27 protein-coding genes are annotated in these 24,905 nt (G+C 44.1%); 14 read left to right on the top strand and 13 right to left on the bottom strand.

The features are described from left to right. Positions 1–209: 209 nt before the first annotated feature. The 5 genes from AACR09_RS02675 to tsaA all read right to left on the bottom strand — a co-directional run bounded on the left by AACR09_RS02675 (position 210) and on the right by tsaA (position 4,235). Positions 210–401 carry a DUF4250 domain-containing protein gene (locus AACR09_RS02675; protein ID WP_010436438.1) on the bottom strand — a complete coding sequence of 64 codons (192 nt, stop codon included), beginning with the start codon at positions 399–401 and terminating at the stop codon, positions 210–212. Between the two features lies 1 nt (position 402). Continuing rightward, positions 403–606: a YaeP family protein gene (locus AACR09_RS02680; protein ID WP_009847436.1), complete on the bottom strand. Its 204-nt coding sequence runs from the start codon at positions 604–606 to the stop codon at positions 403–405. A 205-nt stretch (positions 607–811) separates the two neighbouring features. Then, entirely contained in the window at positions 812–1,501 is a 690-nt protein-coding gene (locus tag AACR09_RS02685; protein WP_102449314.1) for a tellurite resistance TerB family protein, read from the bottom strand. A 221-nt stretch (positions 1,502–1,722) separates the two neighbouring features. After that, on the bottom strand, positions 1,723–3,438 hold the full coding sequence (locus AACR09_RS02690) for a proline--tRNA ligase (protein WP_017079392.1): 1,716 nt from the start codon (positions 3,436–3,438) through the stop codon (positions 1,723–1,725). A gap of 101 nt (positions 3,439–3,539) precedes the next feature. After that, positions 3,540–4,235, bottom strand: a complete 696-nt coding sequence (tsaA, locus tag AACR09_RS02695; RefSeq protein ID WP_193835981.1) for a tRNA (N6-threonylcarbamoyladenosine(37)-N6)-methyltransferase TrmO — start codon at positions 4,233–4,235, stop codon at positions 3,540–3,542. A 123-nt stretch (positions 4,236–4,358) separates the two neighbouring features. On the opposite strand from tsaA, the gene AACR09_RS02700 reads away from it, so the two are divergent. The 3 genes from AACR09_RS02700 (at position 4,359) to AACR09_RS02710 (ending at position 6,720) form a co-directional block, all read left to right on the top strand. Continuing rightward, positions 4,359–4,619 (top strand): type B 50S ribosomal protein L31, encoded by a 261-nt coding sequence (locus AACR09_RS02700; RefSeq protein WP_054541634.1) that lies wholly within the window; start codon positions 4,359–4,361, stop codon positions 4,617–4,619. A gap of 1 nt (position 4,620) precedes the next feature. Continuing rightward, the gene (ykgO, locus tag AACR09_RS02705) at positions 4,621–4,746 is read left to right on the top strand and encodes a type B 50S ribosomal protein L36 (RefSeq protein WP_193835982.1); all 126 of its coding nucleotides are present in this window, start codon (positions 4,621–4,623) and stop codon (positions 4,744–4,746) included. Between the two features lie 387 nt (positions 4,747–5,133). Next, a complete protein-coding gene (locus tag AACR09_RS02710) occupies positions 5,134–6,720 on the top strand; it encodes an AbgT family transporter (protein WP_004734363.1) in 1,587 nt (528 codons plus the stop codon). Positions 6,721–6,825: 105 nt separating this feature from the next. Here AACR09_RS02710 and AACR09_RS02715 read toward each other — a convergent pair whose 3' ends face one another. The 3 genes from AACR09_RS02715 to AACR09_RS02725 form a co-directional block, all read right to left on the bottom strand. Beyond that, positions 6,826–7,596 (bottom strand): MipA/OmpV family protein, encoded by a 771-nt coding sequence (locus tag AACR09_RS02715; RefSeq protein ID WP_193835983.1) that lies wholly within the window; start codon positions 7,594–7,596, stop codon positions 6,826–6,828. A gap of 118 nt (positions 7,597–7,714) precedes the next feature. Continuing rightward, the gene (locus AACR09_RS02720; RefSeq protein ID WP_193835984.1) at positions 7,715–8,158 is read right to left on the bottom strand and encodes a YaiI/YqxD family protein; all 444 of its coding nucleotides are present in this window, start codon (positions 8,156–8,158) and stop codon (positions 7,715–7,717) included. Between the two features lie 121 nt (positions 8,159–8,279). Continuing rightward, positions 8,280–8,564: a hypothetical protein gene (locus AACR09_RS02725; protein WP_004734360.1), complete on the bottom strand. Its 285-nt coding sequence runs from the start codon at positions 8,562–8,564 to the stop codon at positions 8,280–8,282. Between the two features lie 769 nt (positions 8,565–9,333). Between AACR09_RS02725 and AACR09_RS02730 the strand changes: the two genes are divergently transcribed. Continuing rightward, positions 9,334–9,852 (top strand): GNAT family N-acetyltransferase, encoded by a 519-nt coding sequence (locus tag AACR09_RS02730; RefSeq protein ID WP_193835985.1) that lies wholly within the window; start codon positions 9,334–9,336, stop codon positions 9,850–9,852. On the opposite strand, the gene AACR09_RS02735 is transcribed toward AACR09_RS02730, so the two are convergent. Continuing rightward, a complete protein-coding gene (locus AACR09_RS02735) occupies positions 9,818–10,126 on the bottom strand; it encodes a DUF3301 domain-containing protein (protein WP_004734358.1) in 309 nt (102 codons plus the stop codon). The two genes, AACR09_RS02730 and AACR09_RS02735, sit on opposite strands and share 35 nt — an antisense overlap. Positions 10,127–10,273: 147 nt before the next feature. Beyond that, entirely contained in the window at positions 10,274–11,314 is a 1,041-nt protein-coding gene (locus AACR09_RS02740) for a DUF3549 family protein (protein WP_108185691.1), read from the bottom strand. A gap of 87 nt (positions 11,315–11,401) precedes the next feature. Here AACR09_RS02740 and AACR09_RS02745 point away from each other — a divergent pair, with 87 nt between their 5' ends. Both AACR09_RS02745 and truC read left to right on the top strand, forming a co-directional pair. Further along, entirely contained in the window at positions 11,402–11,716 is a 315-nt protein-coding gene (locus tag AACR09_RS02745; protein ID WP_193835986.1) for a YqcC family protein, read from the top strand. Then, a complete protein-coding gene (gene truC / locus AACR09_RS02750) occupies positions 11,716–12,465 on the top strand; it encodes a tRNA pseudouridine(65) synthase TruC (RefSeq protein WP_029222102.1) in 750 nt (249 codons plus the stop codon). The genes AACR09_RS02745 and truC overlap by 1 nt, the downstream gene beginning before the upstream one ends. Positions 12,466–12,590: 125 nt before the next feature. On the opposite strand, the gene AACR09_RS02755 is transcribed toward truC, so the two are convergent. The 3 genes from AACR09_RS02755 to map all read right to left on the bottom strand — a co-directional run bounded on the left by AACR09_RS02755 (position 12,591) and on the right by map (position 16,830). Beyond that, a complete protein-coding gene (locus AACR09_RS02755; protein WP_004734354.1) occupies positions 12,591–12,974 on the bottom strand; it encodes a DUF3461 family protein in 384 nt (127 codons plus the stop codon). A 218-nt stretch (positions 12,975–13,192) separates the two neighbouring features. Then, a complete protein-coding gene (glnD, locus tag AACR09_RS02760) occupies positions 13,193–15,814 on the bottom strand; it encodes a bifunctional uridylyltransferase/uridylyl-removing protein GlnD (protein WP_017084157.1) in 2,622 nt (873 codons plus the stop codon). 137 nt (positions 15,815–15,951) lie between these two features. Continuing rightward, on the bottom strand, positions 15,952–16,830 hold the full coding sequence (map, locus tag AACR09_RS02765) for a type I methionyl aminopeptidase (protein WP_004734352.1): 879 nt from the start codon (positions 16,828–16,830) through the stop codon (positions 15,952–15,954). A 458-nt stretch (positions 16,831–17,288) separates the two neighbouring features. On the opposite strand from map, the gene rpsB reads away from it, so the two are divergent. The 8 genes from rpsB (at position 17,289) to rseP (ending at position 24,875) form a co-directional block, all read left to right on the top strand. Continuing rightward, positions 17,289–18,023 carry a 30S ribosomal protein S2 gene (gene rpsB / locus AACR09_RS02770; protein WP_004734351.1) on the top strand — a complete coding sequence of 245 codons (735 nt, stop codon included), beginning with the start codon at positions 17,289–17,291 and terminating at the stop codon, positions 18,021–18,023. A 138-nt stretch (positions 18,024–18,161) separates the two neighbouring features. Further along, positions 18,162–19,007, top strand: a complete 846-nt coding sequence (tsf, locus tag AACR09_RS02775; protein WP_017072670.1) for a translation elongation factor Ts — start codon at positions 18,162–18,164, stop codon at positions 19,005–19,007. Positions 19,008–19,163: 156 nt separating this feature from the next. Next, on the top strand, positions 19,164–19,895 hold the full coding sequence (pyrH, locus tag AACR09_RS02780) for a UMP kinase (protein WP_017072669.1): 732 nt from the start codon (positions 19,164–19,166) through the stop codon (positions 19,893–19,895). 98 nt (positions 19,896–19,993) lie between these two features. Continuing rightward, positions 19,994–20,551 (top strand): ribosome recycling factor, encoded by a 558-nt coding sequence (frr, locus tag AACR09_RS02785; protein WP_004734349.1) that lies wholly within the window; start codon positions 19,994–19,996, stop codon positions 20,549–20,551. Positions 20,552–20,649: 98 nt separating this feature from the next. After that, positions 20,650–21,402: an isoprenyl transferase gene (locus AACR09_RS02790; protein WP_029222668.1), complete on the top strand. Its 753-nt coding sequence runs from the start codon at positions 20,650–20,652 to the stop codon at positions 21,400–21,402. A gap of 15 nt (positions 21,403–21,417) precedes the next feature. Next, complete coding sequence (locus tag AACR09_RS02795; protein WP_004734347.1) at positions 21,418–22,260, top strand: phosphatidate cytidylyltransferase; 843 nt, start codon at positions 21,418–21,420, stop codon at positions 22,258–22,260. Between the two features lie 51 nt (positions 22,261–22,311). Continuing rightward, positions 22,312–23,520: a 1-deoxy-D-xylulose-5-phosphate reductoisomerase gene (gene ispC, locus AACR09_RS02800; RefSeq protein WP_017095542.1), complete on the top strand. Its 1,209-nt coding sequence runs from the start codon at positions 22,312–22,314 to the stop codon at positions 23,518–23,520. Next, a complete protein-coding gene (gene rseP, locus AACR09_RS02805; RefSeq protein WP_017084151.1) occupies positions 23,517–24,875 on the top strand; it encodes a sigma E protease regulator RseP in 1,359 nt (452 codons plus the stop codon). Before ispC ends, rseP begins: the two co-directional genes overlap by 4 nt. The last annotated feature ends 30 nt before the right edge of the window (positions 24,876–24,905 follow it).

The following is a 24,905-nucleotide window of genomic DNA, read 5'->3' on the forward strand; positions in this document are numbered from 1 at the left end:
ATTGGGTGATGAGTTTTATATGCTATTTGAGGTAGCCTATACAACAATACGCTTCGGTTCAAGGAGCGTTCGTTGACTCTAAGATATAAAAGTATAGATGTAGACAGATAATTTATAACTGGTTAACTACATGTTTATCCAATACGTATCACCAATAAAAAAGACCAACACTGAGGTTGGCCTTTAAAAATCAAGTTTGTTTTAAATGACTATCGAAACTGTTTGGCTTCTGGAAGGAACTCAAAACCAGCAGACGCAAGTTTAGCGATCAATGCTGCTTTGTCGATTTCGTAGAAGTTGACCACTCGATCCAAGTCACCACCGAAGTCGTCACGCAGTTTCATGTTGACGATACTCATCAACATCACTGGATCCATCTTTTCAAAATTAGCGAGGTTCATATTAGTCCTCGAAATCTGAGATCAGCAGATTGGCTGCGGCAAATGCAGCGCGATCACGTGCTTCTTTAGGAAGAGATTCATCTGCAGCAAGGTCATTCAATGTTTTTACCGCGCAGGTGATCGCTTTAGGGATATAGCCTTGGTCGCCACTGCCAATTTGAGAATACAGTTCACGCACCAAATCACAACAATCGTATACTTTCATTTTTATACCTAACCAAATGATAACTGATCTCAATATACACATAGAGATAAGCAAAAACAAAGTGGATCTGATTAAGTTCAGAGTTAGTTTGTTCTTGCTCAATATCTCATTCTGTTAATGCTCAGCGTATCACTTTGCTAGTCTGCTACTTAGCGTGTATTTGCGGCTTAGCATGATATTTATTGATTAGCCTAATATTGACCGCTTAACCAGATATCTGCTGTTCAAGTTGATAAGTAACTTCATCTGCAAGGTTGAGTTGCTTAGCTAACTCTTTGAGGTAGGCCTTCTCCATAAAGTTCTGCTCGTCAGCCACAATCAAAGAGGCTAAGTAGATCTCACTCGCTTGTTGAGGTGAAGTTGCGAGCTGAGCAATCTCACTTGGGTCGAGTGGCTTGTGCAGTTCTTCAGAGACCAGTTTAGTCAGTTGATAGTCCGCGCCCATATTTTCGACCGCTTGCTCGATCTTTGCCATCTCCTCCTCATCGACATGACCATCGGCTTTGGACGCAGCAATCATCGATCTTAGAATCAGCACACTATGGTTTGAGTCGTTCTCATCAAATTGAGCTTGTTCGGCATTCGGTGTTTGGCCTTGTTTAGACTGATAGTCGTTGTAGACTTTGTAAGCGAGAGCGCCAAGTGCTGCTGCGCCACCAATACCAGCGGCTTTCTTACCCATTTTCTTGGTTTTCTTCGAGCCCATTAATGCACCTAAGAGTCCGCCGCCAACTGCGCCTGCACCGAAGGCTCCGAGCGTGCTTTTGTTGATACTCTTGCCATTGCTGCCTTGAGTTAGGCCACTTAAACTTGAAGACCCTTGTGAAAGTTTCTGAGTGCCTTGTTTTACGAGATCTGATTTAAGTGCTTGGTTCAGTAAGCTTTTGATATCCATCGATAGCTCCATGTAAATGTGTCAAAGAGTAGTTAAAACCAATATACGGATTTAAATATGAACAGGGGATTAACTTACGTTATTTACTCTACTGATAAATAGAAGGGAGTTTGAAGAGAAACGACAGGCACAAAAAAGGCCACCTAATGGCAGCCTTTCAATGTTTATCTAGCGAGTAACCAATTATTTAGTCAATACAGACTTATTCAGTTACTTAATTACTAAGCTAGTTGAGCTTTAAGGTGCTCGATAACCGTGTCCATTGCGATAACTTCTTTATCACCAGTACGACGGTTTTTGTATTCGAAGTTACCTTCGTCCATGCTGCGATCGCCGATAACGATAGTGTGAGGGATACCCACTAGCTCGATATCTTTAAACATAACACCTGGGCGCTCTTTACGGTCATCGAATAAAACTTCGATACCCATAGCCGTTAATTCAGCGTATAGCTTCTCAGCGGCTTCTTTAACACGCTCAGATTTGTGCATGTTCATTGGTACGATAGCAACTTGGAATGGTGCTAGTGCGTCTGGCCAAGTGATACCGAATTTATCGTGGTTTTGCTCGATAGCCGATGCAACAACACGTGAAACACCGATACCGTAACAACCCATTTCTAGGATTACGCTCTTACCATCAGGACCAAGCACGTTACAGTTCATTGCTTTAGAGTAAGTATTACCTAGTTGGAAGATGTGACCAACTTCGATACCGCGCTTAAGCTGGATAGTACCTTGGCCACATGGGCTTAGGTCGCCTTCAATAACGTTACGTAGGTCTTCAACTTGAGCAAGCTCAACGTCACGACCCCAGTTGATGCCGAAGTAGTGCTTACCGTCTACGTTTGCGCCAGCGCCGAAGTCACTCATTACTGCTACAGAGCGGTCAACGATGAATGGTAGCTCTAGGCCAACAGGACCTAGTGAACCAGGGCCTGCACCAACAAGTGCACGGATTTCTTCTTCAGAAGCCATCTCTAGCGGAGAAGCAACTTGTGGAAGATTTTCAGCTTTCACTTCGTTCAGTTCGTGATCACCACGGATGATCAGTGCGATGATGTCTGCATCTACTTCATCAGAAGCTTTAACGAATAGAGTCTTAACTGTCTTCTCGATTGCTAGACCGTGCTGCTCTACAAGCTCTGCGATTGTTTTTGCGTTTGGCGTATCAACCAGTTCCATCTCTTGAGTAGGCGCTGCAACTTCTTCAGTAGGAGCTAGTGCTTCTGCTTTCTCGATGTTCGCTGCGTAATCAGATTCAGAAGAGAATGCGATTAGGTCTTCGCCGCTTTCAGCAAGAACGTGGAACTCTTGAGAGCCGCTGCCGCCGATTGCGCCAGAGTCTGCTAATACTGGACGGTATTCAAGGCCCATGCGGTCGAATGCTTTACAGTAAGCATCGTGCATCGCTTGGTAAGACTTTTCTAAGCCTTCTTTGTCGATATCAAAGCTGTACGCATCCATCATAGAGAATTCACGTGCACGCATTACGCCAAAACGAGGGCGGCGTTCATCACGGAATTTAGTCTGGATTTGGTACAGGTTTAGAGGTAGCTGTTTGTAAGAGCTGATCTCGTTACGTACTAGGCTCGTCACTACTTCTTCAGCTGTTGGGCTAAGAACGAACGGACGAGAGTGACGATCTGTGAAACGAAGTAGCTCAGGGCCCATCTTTTCAGAACGGCCAGTCTCTTCCCAAAGCTCAAACGGTTGAACTACGGGCATCAAGATTTCAACGGCACCTGCATTATCGATCTCTTGGCGAACGATATTTTCGACTTTACGCAGTACACGTAGACCAGTAGGTAGCCAAGTATATAAACCTGAAGCTAGCTTACGGATCATACCTGCACGTAGCATCAGCTGGTGGCTGATAACTTCTGCGTCGTTTGGAGTCTCTTTCAGAGTAGAAAGAAGGTAGTTACTGGTACGCATTCTATGGTATCCGTTTCATCATTGATAAAAGAAAATTTGCTGCAGTGAGTGACGACAGCAAATCTGATATAGCCGCATATAATATCAGCCTATTTGGGATCTCAAAAGCGTTCAATGTCAGTTACATTGATGAAAAGCGTTTCAACCACGAATTTCACGTTAAGATCGAACAAATTTACCGCATATTCCTTGTTGTCAGGCTTACCTTTCTTATAGGCAGGGCGAGGATCTTGGCCTAATACTTCTTTGATCACCTGAATGATATGGCGCGCTTGTGGATGGCTTGCGAGCTTACTTTGCGCTTGCTGCGAAAAGTTAACGTTGAGCACTTCTGGTTCATCGGCGGCAAACCCTCCCAATGCATCCGGGATCGAATCTGAGTAGGGGATATAAGGCTTGATGTCGATGATCGGTGTGCCGTCTACTAAGTCGACGCTGCCAAGATCCAACCAAGTTTGCCCTTTATCTTGAGACACACCTTTGAGTTCAACCGCAGACATGCCAATTCCATTGGGTCTGAATGTGGCACGAGACGCGAAGACACCAATACGTTCATTGCCGCCAAGGCGAGGTGGCCTCACGGTTGGTTTCCAGCCTGCTTCAAGGTTCTTATCGAACAAAAACAACAACCACACATGGCTAAATTGCTCAATATCTCGAACAGACTCAAGGCAGTTTGCTGCGTCAACCAACCTGACTCTTGAGGTGGATGTTGGTACTAACCTAGGCTGTCTTGGCACAGCGAACTTCTCTTTATAAGGAGACTCAATAAAGCCAACAGGTTTAATGGTGTACATAGCAAGGTGTTCTCTGGTTTCAGTTAAGACGGAAAAATATCATAAAATCGCTTGTTTTTCTTTTGATAATAATTATCATTTGATATGTTATAACGTATCAATTTAATTATTTAGGGAAATACAATGAAACCGAATATCCACCCTGACTACCGCACAGTGGTGTTCCATGACACCAGCGTTGATGAGTACTTCTTAATAGGCTCTACGCTGAAAACAGACCGCACTATCGAATGGGAAGATGGCAATACTTACCCTTATTTCACGATTGAAGTGTCTGCAAAGTCGCACCCTTTCTATACGGGTAAACAGCGAGTGCTACATAAAGAGGGACGTGTTGCTAACTTTACTCGTCGCTTTGGTCAATTAGGTAAGGGAGCGAAATAGAATGAAAGTTATAAAATCACTTAAAAGTGCGAAAAGCCGTCATCCAGATTGCCAAATAGTAAAGCGCAGAGGCCGTCACTATGTCATCTGTAAAACCAACCCGAGATTCAAAGCGGTTCAAAAATAGTCAGTCAAATTGATGTGACACGAGTGTAAAAACGAGGGGAAAGTCAAACTTCATTCATTTGTCTGTTTTTCTTTTCCTTCGAGAGGAACCTTGCAGAATATTGCGTGTTAAATTAGCGTATGCTGTGTTTTATTTTCAAATGAATCAATGAGTTATATCGCCAGTTATTTTTGTAGTGAATGTGTTCTTGTGAATTATAAATCTAGTTTTTGTATTTAATGTAGATTTATTTGCTAATTAATTGTTCTTATAGAGTTAAAAGTAGTCATTTGTTACACATTTTGTAACATTTTGAATTTCTAATTGATAATTTTGTCGCGTACTCTGCGCTGGCAATTTGAACATTTTTGTCACAATTGCACAGGAATCACTACAAGGAGGGAACTGATGAGTTCATCAGCTTCAATTAAAAACAACTCGCCAAAGAAACCAATTTTTACCCGCTTTCTCGATGGCGTTGAATATTTGGGGAACCTTTTACCCCACCCAATCACTCTTTTCGCAATCTTCTGTGTCGCAATCCTAGTCTCTTCAGGAATTGCTGGTTACTTCGAAGTATCTGTAATGGATCCTCGCCCAGAAGGTGCTAGCGGTCGTGCTGCTGATGGCATGATCCACGTTGTAAGCTTACTTAATGCTGAAGGCTTACAACTCATCGTAACGAATCTAGTTTCGAACTTTGTTGGCTTTGCGCCACTTGGTACTGTGCTTGTTGCAATGCTAGGTGTTGCGATTGCTGAACACTCAGGTCTATTATCTGCGGCAATGCGCGGCATGGTAATGGGCGCATCTCAGCGCATGGTTACTGTAACCGTGGTATTTGCCGGTATTATCTCTAACACGGCATCTGAGCTGGGTTACGTAGTTCTTATCCCTCTTGCAGCAATGCTTTTCCACTCATTGGGTCGTCACCCATTAGCAGGTCTAGCGGCAGCATTTGCTGGTGTATCTGGTGGTTATTCTGCAAACCTACTTATCGGTACGGTTGATCCGCTGCTTTCTGGTATTACAGAAACAGCGGCACAAATGCTTGATCCTTCTTACTCTGTTGGCCCTGAATCAAACTGGTACTTCATGTTTGTTTCGACCTTCTTTATCTCGATTGCCGGTGCATTGGTAACAGAGAAGATTGTTGAACCTAAGTTAGGTAAATACAACGATGAAGACGCGTCTGAAGATCTTTCAAATGACTCAATGGGTAAGCTTACTGCAATTGAGAAGAAAGGCCTTAAGCTAGCGGGTGTTGCTGTATTAATCGTGAGTGCACTTTTAGCTTGGACTGTAGTTCCTGCTGACGGTGTTTTGCGTTCAGAGGCAGGTACGATTTCAGGTTCTCCATTCCTGAAAAGTATCGTCGCGTTTATCTTTGTATTCTTTGCTATTCCTGGCTTTGTTTACGGCAAAGTTACGGGCTCAATGAAGAATGACCGTGATGTGATTAATGCAATGGCAACGTCTATGTCTTCAATGGGCATGTACATTGTTCTTGTATTCTTTGCTGCGCAGTTTGTTGCTTTCTTTAAGTGGACGAACTTTGGTCAAGTAGTCGCTGTAGGTGGCGCAACATTCCTTCAGGATATTGGCCTAACGGGTCCAATGTTGTTCTTCGCATTCATCCTAATGTGTGGCTTCATTAACCTGATGATCGGTTCAGCTTCTGCACAGTGGGCAGTAACAGCGCCAATCTTCGTTCCAATGCTAATGCTAGTAGGCTACGCACCTGAAACGATTCAAGCGGCTTACCGTATCGGTGATTCAACAACCAACATCATTACACCAATGATGAGCTACTTCGGTCTTATCCTTGCCGTAGCTACTCGTTACATGAAGAACCTTGGTATTGGTACACTGATCGCAACCATGTTGCCTTACTCAATGGTATTCATGTTCGGTTGGAGCATCTTGTTCTACCTATGGGTATTCGTATTCGGTCTACCAGTAGGTCCAGGCGCTGCAACGTACTACACGCCTTAGTGAACGGTGATAGGCGAACATTTCGATTCGCTTATCAACGGAATAAAAGACGAGATACCAAAGAGCCTGCATTGATGCAGGCTCTTTTTGTTTGAGTCAGTAAACTTACAATCCCGCAAACCGATAGGTAACGCCTAGTTCGAATGACCAGCCCAAGTCTCGTTGTATCAACGCGCTGTCGCTGTCGTGATGAATCAAGTCTGCGCGTGCGATACCAATCCAAGTTGGCGTAAACTCATAAAGCCCGATTAACCCCGCTTGATAAACAAACGTCGACTCCGCATCAAACTGGTTTAACCCTGAGGCAGAAGATTCGGTGTTAGAAATACCATAAAGGTGATTGGACAGTTTCTTGTCACGATAATCGATTTCTAGGTAAGGCGTAATGGTGAATGGCTGCGCCCAGGTTTCTAATGTTCTGCCTAAATGAAGCTGAACTTCGTAGCCGTTATGTTCTGAAGTCACATCGTGTAAGTAGGTAAGGCGTGCGCCTACCGTTCCTAAGGTTATCCCCAGCTCTCCATTACCATCTCTGTCTTGAATGCCGTTAGGTAGATCCACAAAAGTGTCTGACACCTCAGCAAAACGCCAATTTCCAGATAGCCCGACGTAAGGGAGCAGTTGCCAATTGGCTAAGCTGCCATCAATAAAGCCTTTCGGGCCGGAATAGAATAGGTTGGGTGTCGCACCAAATTGAGGTGCACTTTTAGTGGAGAAAACACTTTCACCATAGGTGATGCTGCCTCCGATGATTCCGAATTCTTTATCGGCAACGTCTTCATTGGCAAAGACTTCATCAGCAAAGTCCTCACCGGCAAAAGAAAGTTGGGTGCTGCCAAAAACAATGGATAGCGAGAGGGCGATTCGACGAATCATAAGCAATACTCCGTTATTGTAATAAATATCAAGAACGGAGTATGTCGATTAAAATTTCATCGGGACTATAGCGACTAAATGACGACTTCTAAAGTTGTCGTCATTAGAAAGGCTGTGGCTAGCGTTTAGCTAACAGGCGATCGAGGTGGTTTGCGAACTCACGACGGTCGGTTTGAGAAAGGGTGCTTGGTCCGCCAGTTTGGATGCCGCTTGAACGCATAGTATCCATAAAGTCACGAATGTTGAGACGCGCTTTAATGGTCTCTTTGGTGTAAAGCTCGCCGCGAGAGCTTAAAGCAAGCGCACCTTTGGTGATCACATCATCAGCCAGAGGGATGTCAGAGGTAATCACGAGATCGCCGGGTTCAGTGCGTTTTACGATTTCATCATCTGCAATATCAAACCCGCTTGGCACTTGAATTGAGTGAATGTTATTGCGTTTAGGAACGGGAACCAAATGGTTCGCGACAAAGGTACATTCCACCCCTGTGCGTTCAGCTGCGCGTACGATTGTTTCACGGATAACCTTTGGACAAGCGTCCGCATCAACCCATATCTTCATAGTGTTCTATTTCTCTGTTAGCTTATTTATCGGTCAACTTATTGCTCAGTTGCCTTATTGCTCAGTTGCCTTATTGCTCAGTTGCCTTATTGGCCAGTTAACTTATTGTTCAGTTAACTTATTACTCAGTTAATTTGGCTTCAAGCGTGGCAACGCGAGCGGTAAGTTCAAGGATTTGCTTTTCCAGTTGGCTAACACGATCAAGTGCCGGCTCTTCTTGTGTCGCGACTTCCACTTTAGGGACGCGATTGGCGCTTTTCCAGCTTTTGATAGTCATGATTAAAGCTGGCATCGGAACGGATGTGCTCATACGAGCTTTAACTAAAGCAACTGTCGGCTCTTTCCCTTGTGCTTGCAGTCCTTCAAGCACTGATTTCAACTCTTCAGACACATCTTTTGTCAGCATGTTGACCTCCATTTTTAGTCTTTGGTCATTTTACTCGCTCCGGTGAATGATAGCGAATCATAAAACCGTCCATAGCTTGTGAGAGATCTCTTACAAAGGCTGTGAGATAACACGAATACATCACTAGAGAGATTTAAGTGCATATGGTTAAGCTTTTGAATTTTAATTGTTTTATATAATTAACAACTTTATTGAATTGAAAGTGTGATGCAAATCTATTGTCCAAAATCCTAAATCGCGTAAATTAAACCTTGTCGGAAGGATTCTGACACGGAACAGGAAAGCACCAAGGATTTGGTTATCTTCAGGATGAAGATTTGGTTACTTAGGATTGAGTAGTCAAGCATGGAGCGTAAGGACATTGTAGGGATACAGCCAGTTAACAGGAAGTTAGCTGCAACGGAATGACAATGGACACCTTTAGGATTTAAAGGGTTGGATTAGCATCAGGACGATGTAAAGGACACCGCTCACGGAACAAGTGATGTGCGCTAACTAGGATTGTTAGCTTTCAGGATGATTGGACACCGCTAGGACGGCGAAGTAAAGGAAAGAGCTGAAGGATTACAGCCACTATTATGGATGATGCATGGAGCATTTATTAGTAGCCGGACTGCTGCGAGTAAGACCCTAGCCCTGACACTTCGGTGTCGGGGCTTTTCTTTTCCTGAGGCTTTTCTCTATCTAGGAGGCTCTTTTTAATTCAGGAGCTTTTACCTAAGCGCGCGACATCTGTTTTTCTGCTAATGGTCAACACAAGGAGTGTTTTATGACGATAGCAACCTCAAGAACGCTGTTGGTACCTTATACCGAACAGCTACAACACGACTTTATCAAGTTGAATTGCTGCCCCATTAATCGTGCTGAAATGAATGGGCCGCACTCTATCGCCTCTGCAAAACACCTATTTCAAGAAATACTGAACGATAACGTCGGTTTTTGCCGTGCCATTATCCACAACCAAACCCGTGAATACCTTGGGCATTTGTTTGTTTCGTCTGAAGAAGGGAACCATGAACTAGGATTTATTCTAGACAAGGAGTTTTGGAATCAAGGCCTTGCTAGCGAAGTGCTAAAACCTTTCTTTAGTTTGGTGTGCTTTGAAGAGCACTTAACTAATGTGGTCGCGACTGTTAATGTCGGTCATAACCCATCGATTAAGTTACTCGAAAAGTTAGGCTTTACATTTAAAGAGACCAAGCAAGATCAGTTTGGCCCTTATCATGAATATCGTTATACCGAGTTTTGCGACGTTACATTCTATGAGGCTGTAGCTCAAACCGCATAGAGCGGAAGCCGACCATGGTCAGTTTTCCTTGGTACAGATCATCACCCAATGCTGAAAACTCAAATTGGTACACAGTGTGCCAGCGCCAAATGGTGGTTAGCTCATGGCGCATCTTAAATTTATGACCACTGAAGGCAACGCTTAGTAGCTGCAAGTCGAGCTCTTTACATTTTCTTGCAATGGCAGTTTTCGCAAGCTCTGATTGCCTGCGCTGTTGCCAAAAGAAAAAGCAAAAGAAGCACAGCATCAAAATAGCCAATAAGTTATCTATCATTTAATCCATACTTCCTTTTATCTCTCTATTCCAATCGTGTTTTGAGCATGCTCTTACGAGCTATTGGGCTTGTTTTTACGAGCTATTGAACTGGTCCGTTACTTGAGCCAGCACGTGCTTCAGTTAATCCGGTATTGATTTACCCTGCTATTGCGACTTAGCCGCTTGTTGTAACTCAATCAATGCGTTTGCGAGCTCAGGTGATGGGTTCGAATTCAACAAGGGTAAAAATACCATTCTTAGCGTCGGGATCATCACTAAATCTGCAAATAACTGATTGAACAGGTTTTGATTACCCGTTTGTGCGAGACGCAGCAAGAATTGCTCAGCAATCGCAGGATCTTGTAGCGCATGCCAGCTGCGACCCGCTAAACCAATCAACACTTCTTGGTGGCTCAGGCGTGGACTAGCCAGAACTCGGTTAATGATGTTATTCGCGATCCCTTGTTCTGCACCGGAAAGGGCACGAACCAAAGCTGAAAGTAAGAACAAATCAGGCTCTTTACTAGCGATCTCATTCTCTGCAAGCTCTTGTAAGCGTTGCGCGAGTTTGTCATTGATTTGTGTATGCTCAAGCGCACCTAACGTCGCGTATAGCGGTTCTGATGGCAGCTTATTGATGGCTTTACGAATTGACACACCGTTTTGTTGGCTGCCTAAACGCGCGCACATATCTGTAATGCCTTGTAAGCCAACCGTTTTCCAGTTATCCCAACCAAGCTCACCAGTGAAGTAATGCTGAGCGTGCTCGTAATATTGGCTCGTCGCGAGGTCTAAACCTGCTCTTACTTGGCTATGGAATACGGCCATTTTGTCTTCAGAAGGCTTGAAGGTATAAGGGTTGTTTGACAGCTTTTGTTGTTGCTCTTCGCTGATATCACCGTTCAAACGCGTGCCCATTGCTTCGATAACAAACTTAAGAAAATTCCCCACATCTCCTTGATGCAGTAGGCCTCTTTCATCGAGTTTGAATTTTAGGAACCAGATCCAAGGCTGCTTGTGTTCGTTCCAGTAGCTAATCGCTAAGTGAGCTTGTTTTTGAAGTGGAAACGGGTATGGCTGTTTCCCCTGCTCAACATCAGAGAATAGGGTGTTGTCGATCTTCTGGATACGGCGACCGAGGTCGTAGATATCGTATTGGCAACCGCTATTCTTTAGCAACTGAGTGAGCGTGTGAATCGTTTCCATAGTAATAAAGCTCCTAACTTTCTTTCCTAAATAGATGGTACTCTATGCCCCAATTTCAAGGTCACTAGATAAATAACTTGGTGAAAAATGACAGCAGCCACAAAGTTACCTCTTTTACTTCAACAATTAGAACAACAAATGCGCCAATGTTCTCTATGGGGTGCTCTTCCGCCTTCGGATCAAGCTCTGGCGAGCGTTGAACCTTTTGCGATTGACTCGCTACAGCCAGAAGAGTGGTTGCAGTGGATCTTCATCGTTAAGATCAATGCAATGATGGATGCACAAATGAGCCTACCTAAAGGCTTTGCTATTCATCCTTATTTTGGTGAAGTGTGGAAAAATGAGGCAGATAAAGCTGAACTGCTAGTGACGATTCTAAGCATTGATGAGGTATGCGCGTAATGTTAGAGATCATTTATCAAGATGAGTACTTTGTCGCGGTGAATAAGCCAGCCGGCATGCTAGTACACCGCTCATGGCTCGATAAACACGAGACTCAATTTGTTATGCAGACACTACGAGATCAAATTGATCAGCATGTATTTCCATTGCATCGCTTAGACAGACCGACATCGGGTGTGTTGGTGTTTGCGTTGTCGAGCGAGGTTGCTTCACAGGTGATGCCGATGTTCGCTAACCATGAGATGCAAAAAACCTATCATGCGATTGTTCGTGGTTGGATAGAAGAGGGCGACACGCTCGATTATGCACTCAAGGTCGAGTTGGATAAGATCGCAGACAAGTTTGCAAAAGAAGATAAAGAACCACAAGAAGCTGTTACCGTTTACGAGCCGTTAGCGAAAGTCGAAGTGCCGTATTCAACAGGCCGTTTTCCTACCAGTCGTTATTGCTTAGTTGAGATGATGCCTAAGACAGGACGTAAACATCAGCTGCGTCGTCACATGGCTCATCTAAGACATCCAATCGTTGGCGATACTTCACATGGTGATGGTAAGCACAACCGACTGTTCCGCGATGATTTAGACTCACACCGTCTGTTGTTGCACGCTTCTGAGTTGCGTTTCATTCATCCTTTTACAAAGAAAGAATTAGTAATGAAAGCCAGCCTAGATGAAACGTGGCTAAGGTTGTTTGAAACCTTTGAGTGGGATACCAGCTTGGTGAATGCTGAAGCACGGTCGTCTAAGTAAAGACCAGGCGTCTAGTAAACATAGAGAATAGAATAAAAATAAAGGGCTGATAGTGATATCAGCCCTTTTTGTGTCTATGCAATCTTAGCGGTAAAACTAATGTTAGTTAGTCGCTCATCGCGGGATCATTTCAGCTTTTCTAGATCGGCTTCGATCTCTGCGATCTTACTTGATACAACCTTCTCTAAGTGGCGTAAGTCGGTAAGGATCTTCTGCTTCACATCGACCTCAGCGGTTGGCGTCGGTTTGGTGATCTTATTGAGCTCATCAATCACAAGAGTGAGGTTACGGTTAATCTCAGTCACTTCTTTGTATTGATTATTGCCACCGCTAACAAGCACACTTTTTACTTGTCGTGGGTATTTAAACTTAACGCTTTTCGCGAACAGTTCACCTTTCTGCTTACGAAAGTAAATCTTCAGGATATCTTTATGAGCTTCTTGGCGAAGGGAGTAACGTTCAATCTGTTTAGGTTCGTGGATACCTAAGCCAGTGAGGTTTGGATACATAAGCGACCTCTAGGTTATGAATGTAATACTTTTATGTAATTGACTTGATCAATGTAGCAGCCTAACGACGAGCTAGATAGTTGATATCTGTGAATTGATTGTAAGTTGTGGGCAAGATCGCTCTCTATCTTTGCCCACACTTATTTGGTTATTAAAGCTGTTCTTAGAGCTAAACTTGTTTCCTAGTCATAACTTACTTCTAGCACTAAATTAGCTTTCTAAGGTGCGAGTTCTGAAACATGCTCAGTTAATCTTTCTCTTAGCGCTTGTTCCTGTTCTTCAGACAGTCTTCCTCCCGCGTCACTGGTCAGAATAAACAAATCTTCAGCTCTCTCACCTATGGTGGTGATTTTCGCACCGTGTAAGTTGATGTCTAATTCTGCAAAGGTTGCACCGACTTGAGCCAACAACCCCGGCGTATCAAGAGCTCTTAACTCCATCAAGGTGCGTTTCTTACTCTTGGTTGGTAGGAACTCAACTAAGGTTTTTACCTTGAAATGCTGCAAGTTACGTGGCGTACGACGAGTCTTAATCTTAGTCGGGCGGCCATCAGCCAGAACATGAGTTAGATGCTTAGCGACGGCTTTGTGTCTTGCTTCATCAATTGCTTCGCCGTGCTGATCCAGTACTATAAAGGTATCCAAAACGTGGCCATCTTTACTGACCATGACTTGTGCGTCGTGAACGTTAAAGTTGCGTCTGTCGAGCTCGGCAACCACGGTCGCAAAAAGTGCCGCTTGGTCTTTACAGTAAACGAATACCTCTGTGCCGCCACGTGTCGCTTTTTGGCTGATAAGCACTAAAGGTTGACTCGGATCTTCTAAGCGAAGTAAGTGTTCACAGTGCCATGCGATTTGAGTGTGTGTATGACGCAAGAAATAGTCAGCTTTGAAACGCTGCCACAACACCTCAATCTCACGAGCCGTGAATCCTTCTTTACGCAGCAGTGCAGATGCCATTTGCTGGTTATGACGAATACGGTCTCTGACATCGACCGGGTTTTCTAAGCCGCGGCGCAGTGCGCGCTGCGTAGAATGGAACAGTTCTGCGAGTAGGGTACGTTTCCAGCTGTTCCATAGTTCTGGGTTGGTTGCACAGATATCGGCTACCGTTAGGCACACCAGCAGTTCTAACGACTCTTCGTCGCGTACTTTCTTGGCGAACTCTGTGATTACGTCCGGATCGTAGATATCACGGCGTTGAGCGGTCACTGACATTAACAGGTGGTTTTGTACTAGCCACGCGACTTGTTTCGCTTCTGGCTTTGATAGCCCGTGCTCAATACAGAAAGAGTAAGCTTCAACAGCGCCAATTTCTGAGTGGTCTCCGCCGCGGCCTTTACCGATGTCGTGGAAGATAGCCGCCAGAATCAACAGCTCTTTCTTTTGTACTCGTGGATACACTTCACAACAGATAGGGTGCTTATCGTGGTTCTCGATTTGGCCAAAGCGGTTGATGTGTTTGAGTAGGCGAATACTGTGTTCATCCACGGTGTAAACGTGAAACAGATCAAACTGCATTTGACCAACAATTTGGCTCCACTGTGGCAAATAGGCCGATAGCACGCCCAATTTGTGCATCAAACTAAAGGCTTTGTGCAGTGCATTTGGGTGGCGAACCAAATCCATGAACTTGTCACGAGCTTCAGGAATGGTATGCAAGAAGCGATTCAATCGGCGACGTGCGGTTCGCAGTTGTCGCAATGTTGGTGGGCTTACCCCTTCGATAGAAGAGTCATTCGCGATATGGATAAACATATCGAGAATCGTTTCTGGTCTCGCTTGGAATAGAGCTGGCTTACGCGCTTCGATCAATGAACCTCGACGTTGGAAGTCGTTGTCGAGAATCTCGGCTTCTTGTGTTTGACCGCCATTGATGATCGCTTGATCGAACAACTTAAGCAGCATCTTATTGAGCTCAGCTACGCGGCGAAGTGTTCGATAGAACTCTTTCATCATCATCTCGACGCCACGGTTGCCTTCACCACTGTAACCCAGGTGTTCCGCTACCTGAGCTTGATGGGCAAACGTGAGACGGTTGTCGTAACGGCGCAGTTCAATGTGCAGTGCAAAGCGAACACGCCATAAGAAATCTTGGCACTCTACCAACTCACGATATTCAGCATCGGTTAGAAAGCCATATTTGCTCATCTCCAATAAAGACGTTGCACCAAAATGTCGACGCGCAACCCAGCTCAGGGTGTGGATGTCTCTGAGCCCTCCTGGAGTCGATTTGATGTCCGGTTCTAAATTATAGGTGGTGTCGTGGTAACGAGCATGACGCTCCCTCTGTTCTTGAATCTTGGCTTTGTAAAACGTCTCACTTGGCCAAAATGAATCGGAATGAATCTTTAGCTTCAGCTCTTGGAAGGTGTCTTCACTGCCACACAGTAAGCGCGACTCTTGCAGGTTAGTGGCAACGGTTAAATCATCGGTGCCGATCTCAAGACACTCCGCAATTGTACGCACCGCGTGGCCAACTTCGAGTTTCAAGTCCCAGAGTAGGGTAATGAATTGACTGACTTTTTCACCCAGTGCGGGTGGCAGTGTTTTTTGCGAGACGATGAGGATATCAATATCGGACAAAGGGTGTAGTTCACCACGGCCATAGCCTCCCACCGCAACAAGTGAAATATGAGGCAGTTTGTTGAATCCAAAATGCTCCCATAAACGATTGAGAAGCAAATCCATGTATTCGGAACGAAGCAGCACCAAATCGGTGACTGGATGATGATTCAGAAATTCATTTTTTTGATACTGCGTGAAGATTTCGAGCTGATTTTTTATTTCGCAGATTTCAATTTGTTCGTCATTGAACGTAAGGGGACATTGATAAGGCATAGTCTGCTATCCGTGCAAGCAAATGAGAATAGTAAACAATTTAACAGAAGCTGATGGAAAATCGAAATTGAGCGGATAAAAAATATCCTCGACAGGCGAGGATATTTTTAAAAGTCTGAGGTATTCAGCTTGTTGAACTAAGCGTTCTTCATGATACGTGGGATCGTATCGTCGCTGCGTAGTGTTAGTACCTCACAACCAGTATCCGTTACAACCAGAGTGTGTTCCCACTGAGCTGAGTTCTTGCTGTCTGCTGTGTACACTGTCCAGCTATCTTCGTCATCTAGACGACAGCCAAACTTACCCGCATTGATCATTGGCTCGATTGTGAAACACATGCCTGCTTTCAGTACGGTACGGTCGCTATTTTTGTAGTGAACGACTTGTGGATCTTCGTGGAACTCAGAACCAATACCGTGGCCACAGTAATCTTTAACAATAGAGAATTTAGCGCGTGGGTTGTTCTTGTTGTTTGTTTTGATGTACTTCTCAATAGCAGTACCGATTTGGCCAAGTTGAACACCTGGTTTAACCTGACGCATGCCTTCGTAAAGTGCTTCTTGAGCAACCATACACAGACGTTTGTTTGCTGGAGAAACTTCACCCACAAGGAACATCTTAGATGTGTCACCGTGGTAGCCTTGTGGACGAACACTTAGATCAGCATTTTCGTCATCAGGAACAATCACAGTGATATCAACGTTTAGAATGTCGCCATCTTTTAGTACTGCAGGTTTGAATTGACCTGTGCTACCCGTCTCATCTTGTGATGCTGGAATACCGTGACACACGATGTGGTTGATAGAAGTACAGATTGACTTAGGGAAACCGTGGTAATCAAGTGGTGCTGAGTATGCGCCTCTTTCTAGAGCGTACTCATGACAGATTTGGTTTAGTTCCTCTGTCGTTGTACCCACTTGGATGTGAGGTTCAATCATCTCTAGAATTTCTGAAGCCAGCTTGCCGGCAACGCGCATTTTTTCAATTTCTTCAGCAGTTTTAATTTTTACAGCCATTGCATATCTCTTAAATTTGGTAGCACCTAAGTGTGCATATTGGGGCTATTCTAGCAGTGCAGTATTTTAGCGCAACATTCTGATACCCATATAATGCTGGTGGACATTACTAAGCATGATTGAATAGTGTTCAAATTTAGACAGTTTGTCTCTTGTGTTATTGATACTCTTTATAAGAGAAATACAGTGTCAAAGATCAGTATAGCAGTCGCCATTTTTAGATTTTTTTCTAGCCATAGATAGACAAAATATGGTATAAAGCGCGCCGGACATCAGGACTCTTTTCTCCATTTGGCGAAACAAGCTTTGTGTCCACTAACTTATTTCTTTAAATCACACACATTCCGACACATGTTCCGGGGTGCCTCAACAACACAGATAACGGCTGAAAAGTGGTTAGTTGTTAGGGGTCGGATTCATGGGGAGTGTGGAGGCCTAACCCCATAGAGGATTTTAAAATGGCAACTGTATCAATGCGCGATATGCTTAAAGCTGGTGTTCACTTCGGTCACCAAACTCGTTACTGGAACCCAAAAATGAAGCCATTCATCTTTGGTGCTCGTAGCAAAGTTCATATCATCAACTTAGAAAAAACTGTACCAATGTTCAACGAAGCTCTAGCTGAAATTGCTAAAGTTGGCGAGAAGAAAGGTAAAGTTCTTTTTGTTGGTACTAAGCGTGCTGCATCTGAAGCTGTTAAAGAAGCTGCTATCAACAGCAACCAGTTCTACGTTAACAACCGCTGGTTAGGCGGTATGCTAACGAACTACAAAACTGTTCGTCAGTCTATCAAGCGTCTGAAAGAACTTGAAGCGCAAGCTCAAGACGGTACTTTCGACAAGCTTACTAAGAAAGAAGCTCTAATGCGTACTCGCGAAATGGAGAAGCTAGAGAAATCTCTTGGTGGTATCAAGAACATGGGCGGCCTACCTGACGCTCTATTCGTAATCGATGCTGATCACGAACACATCGCAGTTAAAGAAGCTAACAACCTAGGTATCCCAGTTTACGCTGTAGTTGATACTAACTCTAACCCAGACGGCATTGACTTCATCATTCCTGGTAATGACGATGCAATCCGTGCAGTACAGCTTTACCTTAACGCTGCTGCTGACGCGGTTAAAGAAGGCCGTAACAAAGACGTTGTTATCGCTGCTGCTGCTGAAAAAGACGGTTTCGTAGAAGCTGAATAATAGCGGCTCTGAGCCATATTTAGTTCATATTCAGGTGTCATATTGATATTTGAAGCAAGCTAAATACAGTCAATATCAGGGGCCATTTAATGAGGCCCCTGTTTTTTATCTTTTTTAGAATTTACTGAGGAATAGAGAATGGCAACTGTAACTGCAGCTCTAGTTAAAGAACTTCGTGAACGCACAGCTGCGGGCATGATGGAATGTAAAAAAGCGCTTGTTGCTGCTGAAGGCGACATCGAGCTAGCAATTGAAAATATGCGTAAATCTGGCGCAGCGAAAGCAGCTAAAAAAGCTGGTAACGTTGCTGCAGAAGGCACAATCGTTATTAAAGAAGACGCTGGCGTTGCTGCTCTTCTTGAAGTTAACTGCCAAACTGATTTCGTAGCTAAAGATGCAGGTTTCCTTGCATTCGCTAACGAAGTTGCTGAAGCTGCTCTAGCAGAGCGTTTAGATATCGTTGCACTTCAAGCTAAGTTTGAAGACGCACGTATTGCGCTAGTAACTAAAATCGGTGAAAACATCAGCATCCGTCGCGTTGAGCTAATCGAAGGTGTTGCACTTGCTTCTTACCGTCACGGCGAGAAAATCGGTGTTGTTGTTGCTGGTGAAGGCGAAGCTGAAACGCTTAAGCACATCGCTATGCACGTTGCTGCTTCTAAGCCTGAGTACGTTAACCCATCTGACGTACCTGCAGACGTAGTAGAAAAAGAAAAAGCTGTTCAAGTTGAAATCGCTATGAACGAAGGCAAACCACAAGAGATCGCTGAGAAAATGGTTATCGGCCGTATGAAGAAATTCACGGGCGAAGTATCTCTTACTGGTCAAGCTTTCATCATGGAACCTAAGAAAACTGTTGCTGACATTCTTAAAGAGAAAGGCGCATCAGTTACTACCTTCGTTCGTTTAGAAGTTGGTGAAGGTATCGAGAAAGCGGCTGAAATGAGTTTCGCAGACGAAGTTGCAGCGGTACAACAAGGTTAATCCTTAGTGTATTGATTGAAAAAGACCGTGGCAAATGCTGCGGTCTTTTTATGAATAATGAATTATTTTTCGGCTGTTAGCTGTTATGAATGCAAACTGAGCTCTTCAGTTTTTATCCATGACTGTTAATCATCAACTCTTTGGAAGGTAAACTCCATGACTACGAACCCTAAACCGGCGTATCAACGTATTCTGTTAAAACTTAGCGGCGAAGCACTACAAGGCGAAGAAGGTTTTGGTATTGACGCGACGGTCCTTGATCGTATGGCTCAAGAAGTAAAAGAATTGGTTGAACTAGGTGTTCAAGTAGGCGTTGTTATCGGTGGTGGTAACCTTTTCCGTGGTGCAGGCCTTGCTGAAGCAGGTATGAACCGCGTTGTTGGTGACCACATGGGTATGCTAGCAACGGTAATGAACGGCCTTGCAATGCGTGACGCCCTGCACCGTGCTTACGTAAATGCACGTGTAATGTCAGCTATCCCTCTTAAAGGTGTGTGTGACGACTACAACTGGGCAGATGCAATCAGCCAACTACGTCAAGGTCGTGTTGTGATCTTCTCAGCTGGTACTGGTAACCCATTCTTCACTACAGATTCTGCTGCGTGTCTACGTGGTATCGAAATTGAAGCTGACGTAGTTCTAAAAGCGACAAAGGTAGATGGCGTATTTACTGCTGACCCAGTAGCAAACCCAGACGCAGAGCTGTATGATACGTTGTCTTACAACACTATTCTTGAAAAAGAACTTAAAGTGATGGATTTGGCTGCATTTACGCTAGCACGTGATCACAAAATGCCAATCCGTGTATTTAACATGAATAAACCAGGCGCATTACGTCGCGTGGTTATGGGTGAAACTGAAGGTACATTAATCAGCGACGCTGACTAATTTTTCGGGCTTACTGAGGTGTTATGCTTTGGTAAGCTTATCCTTATCACTCCAAATAAAAAGCTTTCTTGAAGAAAGAACATAATCAAGGTGAAATTGTGATTAACGAAATCAAAAAAGACGCTCAAGAGCGTATGGATAAAAGTGTAGATGCACTTAAAAATAGCCTGCAAAAGATTCGTACAGGCCGTGCTCACCCAAGCCTACTGTCTGGTCTTACTGTAGAGTACTACGGTGCACCAACGCCTTTGGCTCAAGTTGCTAACGTTATTGCAGAAGATGCACGTACACTAGCAATTACAGTGTTTGATAAAACACTGACTCCTTTAGTTGAAAAAGCAATCCTGACATCTGACCTAGGCCTAAACCCTATGTCTGCTGGCACGGTTATTCGTGTACCACTTCCAGCGTTAACGGAAGAGCGTCGTAAAGACCTTGTTAAAATCGTTCGTGGTGAAGCTGAAGGTGGCCGTGTTGCTATCCGTAACATCCGTCGTGACGCGAATGGCGATCTAAAAGCACTTCTGAAAGACAAAGAAATCTCTGAAGATGAAGATCGTAGAGCACAAGACGAAATTCAAAAGCTAACTGACATTGCGGTTAAGAACGTAGATGAAGTTCTAGCAACTAAAGAAAAAGAGTTGATGGAAGTTTAATTTTCCATATTCTTTTCTTTCCGGAAAAACGCTGTACTCACGGTTCAGCGTTTTTTTATGCTACTCTGTTCGACTATTAGAATTTGATTCACTCTTTTATGCATAATTCTCAAGCGTTCACAGACTCTCTTCCTAAACACATTGCTATCATTATGGATGGTAATGGCCGCTGGGCAAAAGCTCAGGGCAAGCCTCGCGTCTTTGGTCATAAAAACGGTGTTCAAGCCGTTCGTAAAACCATCTCTTCATCTGCCAGACTTGGCATTAAGGCCGTTACACTTTTTGCGTTTAGTAGCGAGAACTGGCGTCGTCCTGAAGAAGAAGTCGGTATCTTGATGGAGCTGTTTATTTCAGTGCTGTCGAGTGAAGTGAAAAAACTTCATAAAAATAATCTACAATTGCGTGTTATTGGTGATAAAAGTCGTTTCAATGATCGACTACAAAAGAAGATAGAAGAAGCAGAAGCTTTGACTAGCACCAATACGGGTATGGTTATTAATATTGCTGCTAACTATGGCGGCAAGTGGGATATCCAGCAGGCAATGACCTCTATTGCTCAACAGGTAAAGTCTGGCGATATTAATGTAGATGACATTGATGAAGCTATGATTACACAGCACCTGACTATGGCAGATATTCCTGAAGTTGACCTACTTATCCGCACCAGTGGCGAGTGCCGCATTAGTAACTTTATGCTTTGGCAATTGGCTTACGCCGAAATGTATTTCACTGAACAATTCTGGCCAGACTTTAATGAAGACAGTTTAGTAGAAGCTGTGACTTGGTTTGTAAACCGCGAGCGTCGTTTTGGATGCACTGGTGAGCAAATTAAAGCTCTGATGGACAGTTAATAAGGATTTTTTGGTTTGAAACAACGAATTATTACGGCGTTGATTTTAGCTCCCCTAGTTATTCTAGGTATTTTCGAGTTATCACTTCCCACGTTTATTCTTTCACTAGCAGTAATCTCGCTATTGGGCTTTTGGGAGTGGACTCAGTTTGTTGAAAGCAAATCGCGTTATTTAGCGCTGATTCCAACGGTTGTAGTCAGTGCTGCAAGTTTTGCTTTTATCCCTTTTGATGCATTTAGCCTTAATCATTTATCTAGCGCTCACTATACCATTCTAACGATTGGCTCTATTTGGTGGGTAATAGCGAGTGGTATGGCAGTGACTTATCCTAAGTCTATGCCCGCATGGAAAGATTCTTCTCTCCTTCGTCACGCATTTGGCGTGCTGACTCTGCTGCCATTTTTCTGGAGTGTGGTGATTCTGCGCGCTAACGGTATCGATGCGGATCCTTACCATGGTGCAAAGCTAGTGATGTTTGTTTGCTTGCTCGTGTGGGCTGCAGATAGCGGCGCATACTTCTCTGGTAAGAGTTTTGGTAAACGTAAGATGGCGCCAGCGGTAAGCCCTAATAAGACGATTGAAGGTCTTATTGGTGGCATTATTACAGCGGTGATCATAGCTTGGATTTTTGCTGACTTGTTTGATATCCAATTCACAAGTCCTCTTCACATGATTGTAATTACCCTTGTGACTGTCGTTATCTCTGTTCTTGGTGACCTTGTTGAAAGCATGTTTAAGCGTGTTTCAGGGGTGAAAGACAGCAGTAATCTGATTCCTGGTCATGGTGGTATACTTGATAGAATAGATAGCTTAACGGCTGCATTCCCTGTCTTTGCTCTGCTTTATTTAGCATTCTAATAATAAAGGGCAGTGATTCTGCCCTTTATTTCATTTCTACGGTCATATGTGATGCGAAATCTAACTATCCTTGGCGCTACCGGCTCAATTGGTGCAAGTACACTAAAAGTCGTTGAACAAAACCCAGATCTCTATTCGGTCGTGGCACTGGCTGCCGGGTCGAATGTCGAAAAGATGTTGGCGTTAGTTGAAAAGTGGCAACCAAGCTATATTGCTATGGCTTGCCCTGATGCAGCATCTCAGCTGACTGAAATACTGTCCGCTAATTACCCTAACGTTACAGTACTTTCAGGCCCAGAAGGCATGTGTCAGGTTGCTTCTCTAGAGGAAGTGGACACGGTAATGGCTGCGATTGTGGGAGCAGCAGGCTTGCTTCCTACGATGGCTGCGGTTGAGGCTGGTAAGCGTATTTTGCTTGCTAATAAAGAAGCCTTGGTGATGTCTGGACAGTTGTTTATAGACGCCGTGGAAAAGTACGGTGCTGAACTACTTCCTGTAGACAGTGAGCATAATGCTATCTTCCAATGCCTGCCTCAAAATGTACAAACCCATCTAGGCCGTTGTAATCTGGAAGAGAACGGTATCAACCATATTCTCTTGACGGGTTCTGGTGGCCCTTTCCGCTATACGGATGTTGCTGAGTTAGAATCGGTAACACCGGCTCGAGCTATTGCACACCCTAACTGGTCTATGGGCCCTAAGATCTCTGTTGACTCTGCGACCATGATGAATAAAGGTCTTGAGTACATTGAAGCTAAGTGGCTATTTAATGCTTCTCAAGAACAGTTAAAAGTCATTATTCATCCTCAATCTGTGATTCATTCAATGGTCCAGTACAAGGATGGCTCGGTGCTTGCTCAAATGGGTGAACCCGATATGGCGACGCCAATCGCTTTGACGATGTCTTATCCTGAGCGTACAGAAGCCGGCGTTAAGCCGCTGGATTTCACCAAAGTGGGCGAGCTTACTTTTCTAGAACCCGATTTTAGCCGTTACCCATGTTTAAGGTTAGCAATTGAAGCGTGCTACCTAGGGCAGCATGCAACAACAGCAATTAATGCTGCCAATGAAATTGCAGTCGATGCCTTTTTGAACAATCGGGTTAAGTTTACCGATATTGCTGTCATTAATGAGCATGTTATGAGCAAAGTATGTGAACAATATAGCTCTGAGGGTTTAGATAGCTTGGAAAGCCTTCTTGAGCTAGATAATATGTCTCGTCAAATAGCCATTCAATTTATTAAAGAGCAGCTAGCATGAGTGGAATTCTGTGGAACTTCGCATCTTTTATTGTAGCGCTTGGTATCCTGGTTGCTGTTCATGAGTTTGGACACTTCTGGGTTGCTCGTCGTTGTGGTGTGAAAGTAGAAAAATTCTCGATTGGTTTTGGTAAATCAATCTGGAGCAAGATCGGCCGTGATGGTACTGAATACAGCTTGTCAGTGATTCCGCTGGGCGGCTACGTTAAGATGCTCGATGGGCGTGTTGACGACCTTTCTGAAGAAGAGCAGCAATATGCTTTTGACAAGAAGCCATTGTGGAAACGCACGGCGATAGTCGGTGCAGGCCCAGCATTTAACTTTATCTTTGCGGTGTTTGCGTATTGGCTGGTATTTTTGATTGGCGTGCCTGCGGTTAAACCGGTGATCGGTGAGGTCACCCCGCAATCTATTGTTGCACAAGCCGGAATTGAAACTGGAATGGAACTTAAATCTATTTCAGGAATCAAAACCGCAGATTGGGAATCAGTCAATATGGGTTTGATATCACATATTGGTGACCAATCCATGACAGTAACGGTTTCTTCTCAAGACGATATCGGCTTTGAGCAACAGGTGACATTGGATATTTCAGACTGGTCGTTCAACCCAGAAACTGAGTCTGCAATGACAACGCTTGGTTTTAGACCGTACTCTCCAGAGATATCAACAGTGCTTGCTCAAGTTATTGATGATGGCGCTGCATACTCTGCGGGGCTAGAAGCTGGTGACAAAATTGTTGAAATTAATGGGCAGCCAATTGAACAGTGGCAGTCGGTTGTTGAGTTAATTCGCTCGAACCCGATGAAATCCATGAACCTTATTGTACTGCGTAATGGTTTTGAACAGTCGTTGTCTATGACGCCAAAAAGTCGAGAGCTTTCTGATGGTTCAATAATCGGCTATGCGGGTATTGCTCCAGAAGTCGCAGAATGGCCAGAAGATTATCGCTTTGAGTTACAATTTGGTGTAATTGAGTCTGTAGGAAAAGCATTTGATAAAACAGGTCAAATCATTAGTTTGACGCTGACAATGCTCAAGAAGCTCATCGTTGGCGATGTCGGCTTAAACAACTTGAGTGGCCCGATTTCAATTGCTAAAGGCGCAGGTACAACCGCCGATTACGGTTTGGTTTACTTCTTAGGCTTTTTGGCTCTGATTAGTGTCAATTTGGGTATTATTAATTTGGTTCCGCTGCCTATGCTTGATGGCGGACATTTGCTCTTTTTCGCTATTGAGGCCATTACTCGTAAACCTGTCCCTGAAAAAATTCAGGAAATGGGATACAGAGTGGGAGGTGCAATCCTCTTCTCTTTGATGGCTCTGGCAATATTTAATGATTTTACTCGTCTGTGAATGGTTTCTCACAGGCATTGGTAGTAGCAA

The organism is Vibrio sp. OPT20, assembly GCF_963889365.1.
GTDB classification, from domain to species: Bacteria; Pseudomonadota; Gammaproteobacteria; order Enterobacterales; family Vibrionaceae; genus Vibrio; species Vibrio splendidus.

Bases quoted from the DNA above. Each gene is read 5' to 3' on its own strand.
- truC (WP_029222102.1), top strand. From the start codon at position 11,716: ATGTTAGAGATCATTTATCAAGATGAGTACTTTGTCGCGGTGAATAAG.
- AACR09_RS02735 (WP_004734358.1), bottom strand. From the start codon at position 10,126: ATGATAGATAACTTATTGGCTATTTTGATGCTGTGCTTCTTTTGCTTT.
- AACR09_RS02740 (WP_108185691.1), bottom strand. From the start codon at position 11,314: ATGGAAACGATTCACACGCTCACTCAGTTGCTAAAGAATAGCGGTTGC.
- AACR09_RS02690 (WP_017079392.1), bottom strand. From the start codon at position 3,438: ATGCGTACCAGTAACTACCTTCTTTCTACTCTGAAAGAGACTCCAAAC.
- tsaA (WP_193835981.1), bottom strand. From the start codon at position 4,235: ATGTACACCATTAAACCTGTTGGCTTTATTGAGTCTCCTTATAAAGAG.
- map (WP_004734352.1), bottom strand. From the start codon at position 16,830: ATGGCTGTAAAAATTAAAACTGCTGAAGAAATTGAAAAAATGCGCGTT.
- pyrH (WP_017072669.1), top strand. From the start codon at position 19,164: ATGACTACGAACCCTAAACCGGCGTATCAACGTATTCTGTTAAAACTT.
- glnD (WP_017084157.1), bottom strand. From the start codon at position 15,814: ATGCCTTATCAATGTCCCCTTACGTTCAATGACGAACAAATTGAAATC.
- rseP (WP_017084151.1), top strand. From the start codon at position 23,517: ATGAGTGGAATTCTGTGGAACTTCGCATCTTTTATTGTAGCGCTTGGT.
- tsf (WP_017072670.1), top strand. From the start codon at position 18,162: ATGGCAACTGTAACTGCAGCTCTAGTTAAAGAACTTCGTGAACGCACA.
- AACR09_RS02725 (WP_004734360.1), bottom strand. From the start codon at position 8,564: ATGCTGACAAAAGATGTGTCTGAAGAGTTGAAATCAGTGCTTGAAGGA.
- ispC (WP_017095542.1), top strand. From the start codon at position 22,312: ATGCGAAATCTAACTATCCTTGGCGCTACCGGCTCAATTGGTGCAAGT.
- AACR09_RS02715 (WP_193835983.1), bottom strand. From the start codon at position 7,596: ATGATTCGTCGAATCGCCCTCTCGCTATCCATTGTTTTTGGCAGCACC.
- AACR09_RS02790 (WP_029222668.1), top strand. From the start codon at position 20,650: ATGCATAATTCTCAAGCGTTCACAGACTCTCTTCCTAAACACATTGCT.
- AACR09_RS02745 (WP_193835986.1), top strand. From the start codon at position 11,402: ATGACAGCAGCCACAAAGTTACCTCTTTTACTTCAACAATTAGAACAA.
- AACR09_RS02755 (WP_004734354.1), bottom strand. From the start codon at position 12,974: ATGTATCCAAACCTCACTGGCTTAGGTATCCACGAACCTAAACAGATT.
- AACR09_RS02730 (WP_193835985.1), top strand. From the start codon at position 9,334: ATGACGATAGCAACCTCAAGAACGCTGTTGGTACCTTATACCGAACAG.
- rpsB (WP_004734351.1), top strand. From the start codon at position 17,289: ATGGCAACTGTATCAATGCGCGATATGCTTAAAGCTGGTGTTCACTTC.
- AACR09_RS02700 (WP_054541634.1), top strand. From the start codon at position 4,359: ATGAAACCGAATATCCACCCTGACTACCGCACAGTGGTGTTCCATGAC.
- AACR09_RS02710 (WP_004734363.1), top strand. From the start codon at position 5,134: ATGAGTTCATCAGCTTCAATTAAAAACAACTCGCCAAAGAAACCAATT.
- ykgO (WP_193835982.1), top strand. From the start codon at position 4,621: ATGAAAGTTATAAAATCACTTAAAAGTGCGAAAAGCCGTCATCCAGAT.
- AACR09_RS02685 (WP_102449314.1), bottom strand. From the start codon at position 1,501: ATGGATATCAAAAGCTTACTGAACCAAGCACTTAAATCAGATCTCGTA.
- AACR09_RS02680 (WP_009847436.1), bottom strand. From the start codon at position 606: ATGAAAGTATACGATTGTTGTGATTTGGTGCGTGAACTGTATTCTCAA.
- AACR09_RS02675 (WP_010436438.1), bottom strand. From the start codon at position 401: ATGAACCTCGCTAATTTTGAAAAGATGGATCCAGTGATGTTGATGAGT.
- AACR09_RS02720 (WP_193835984.1), bottom strand. From the start codon at position 8,158: ATGAAGATATGGGTTGATGCGGACGCTTGTCCAAAGGTTATCCGTGAA.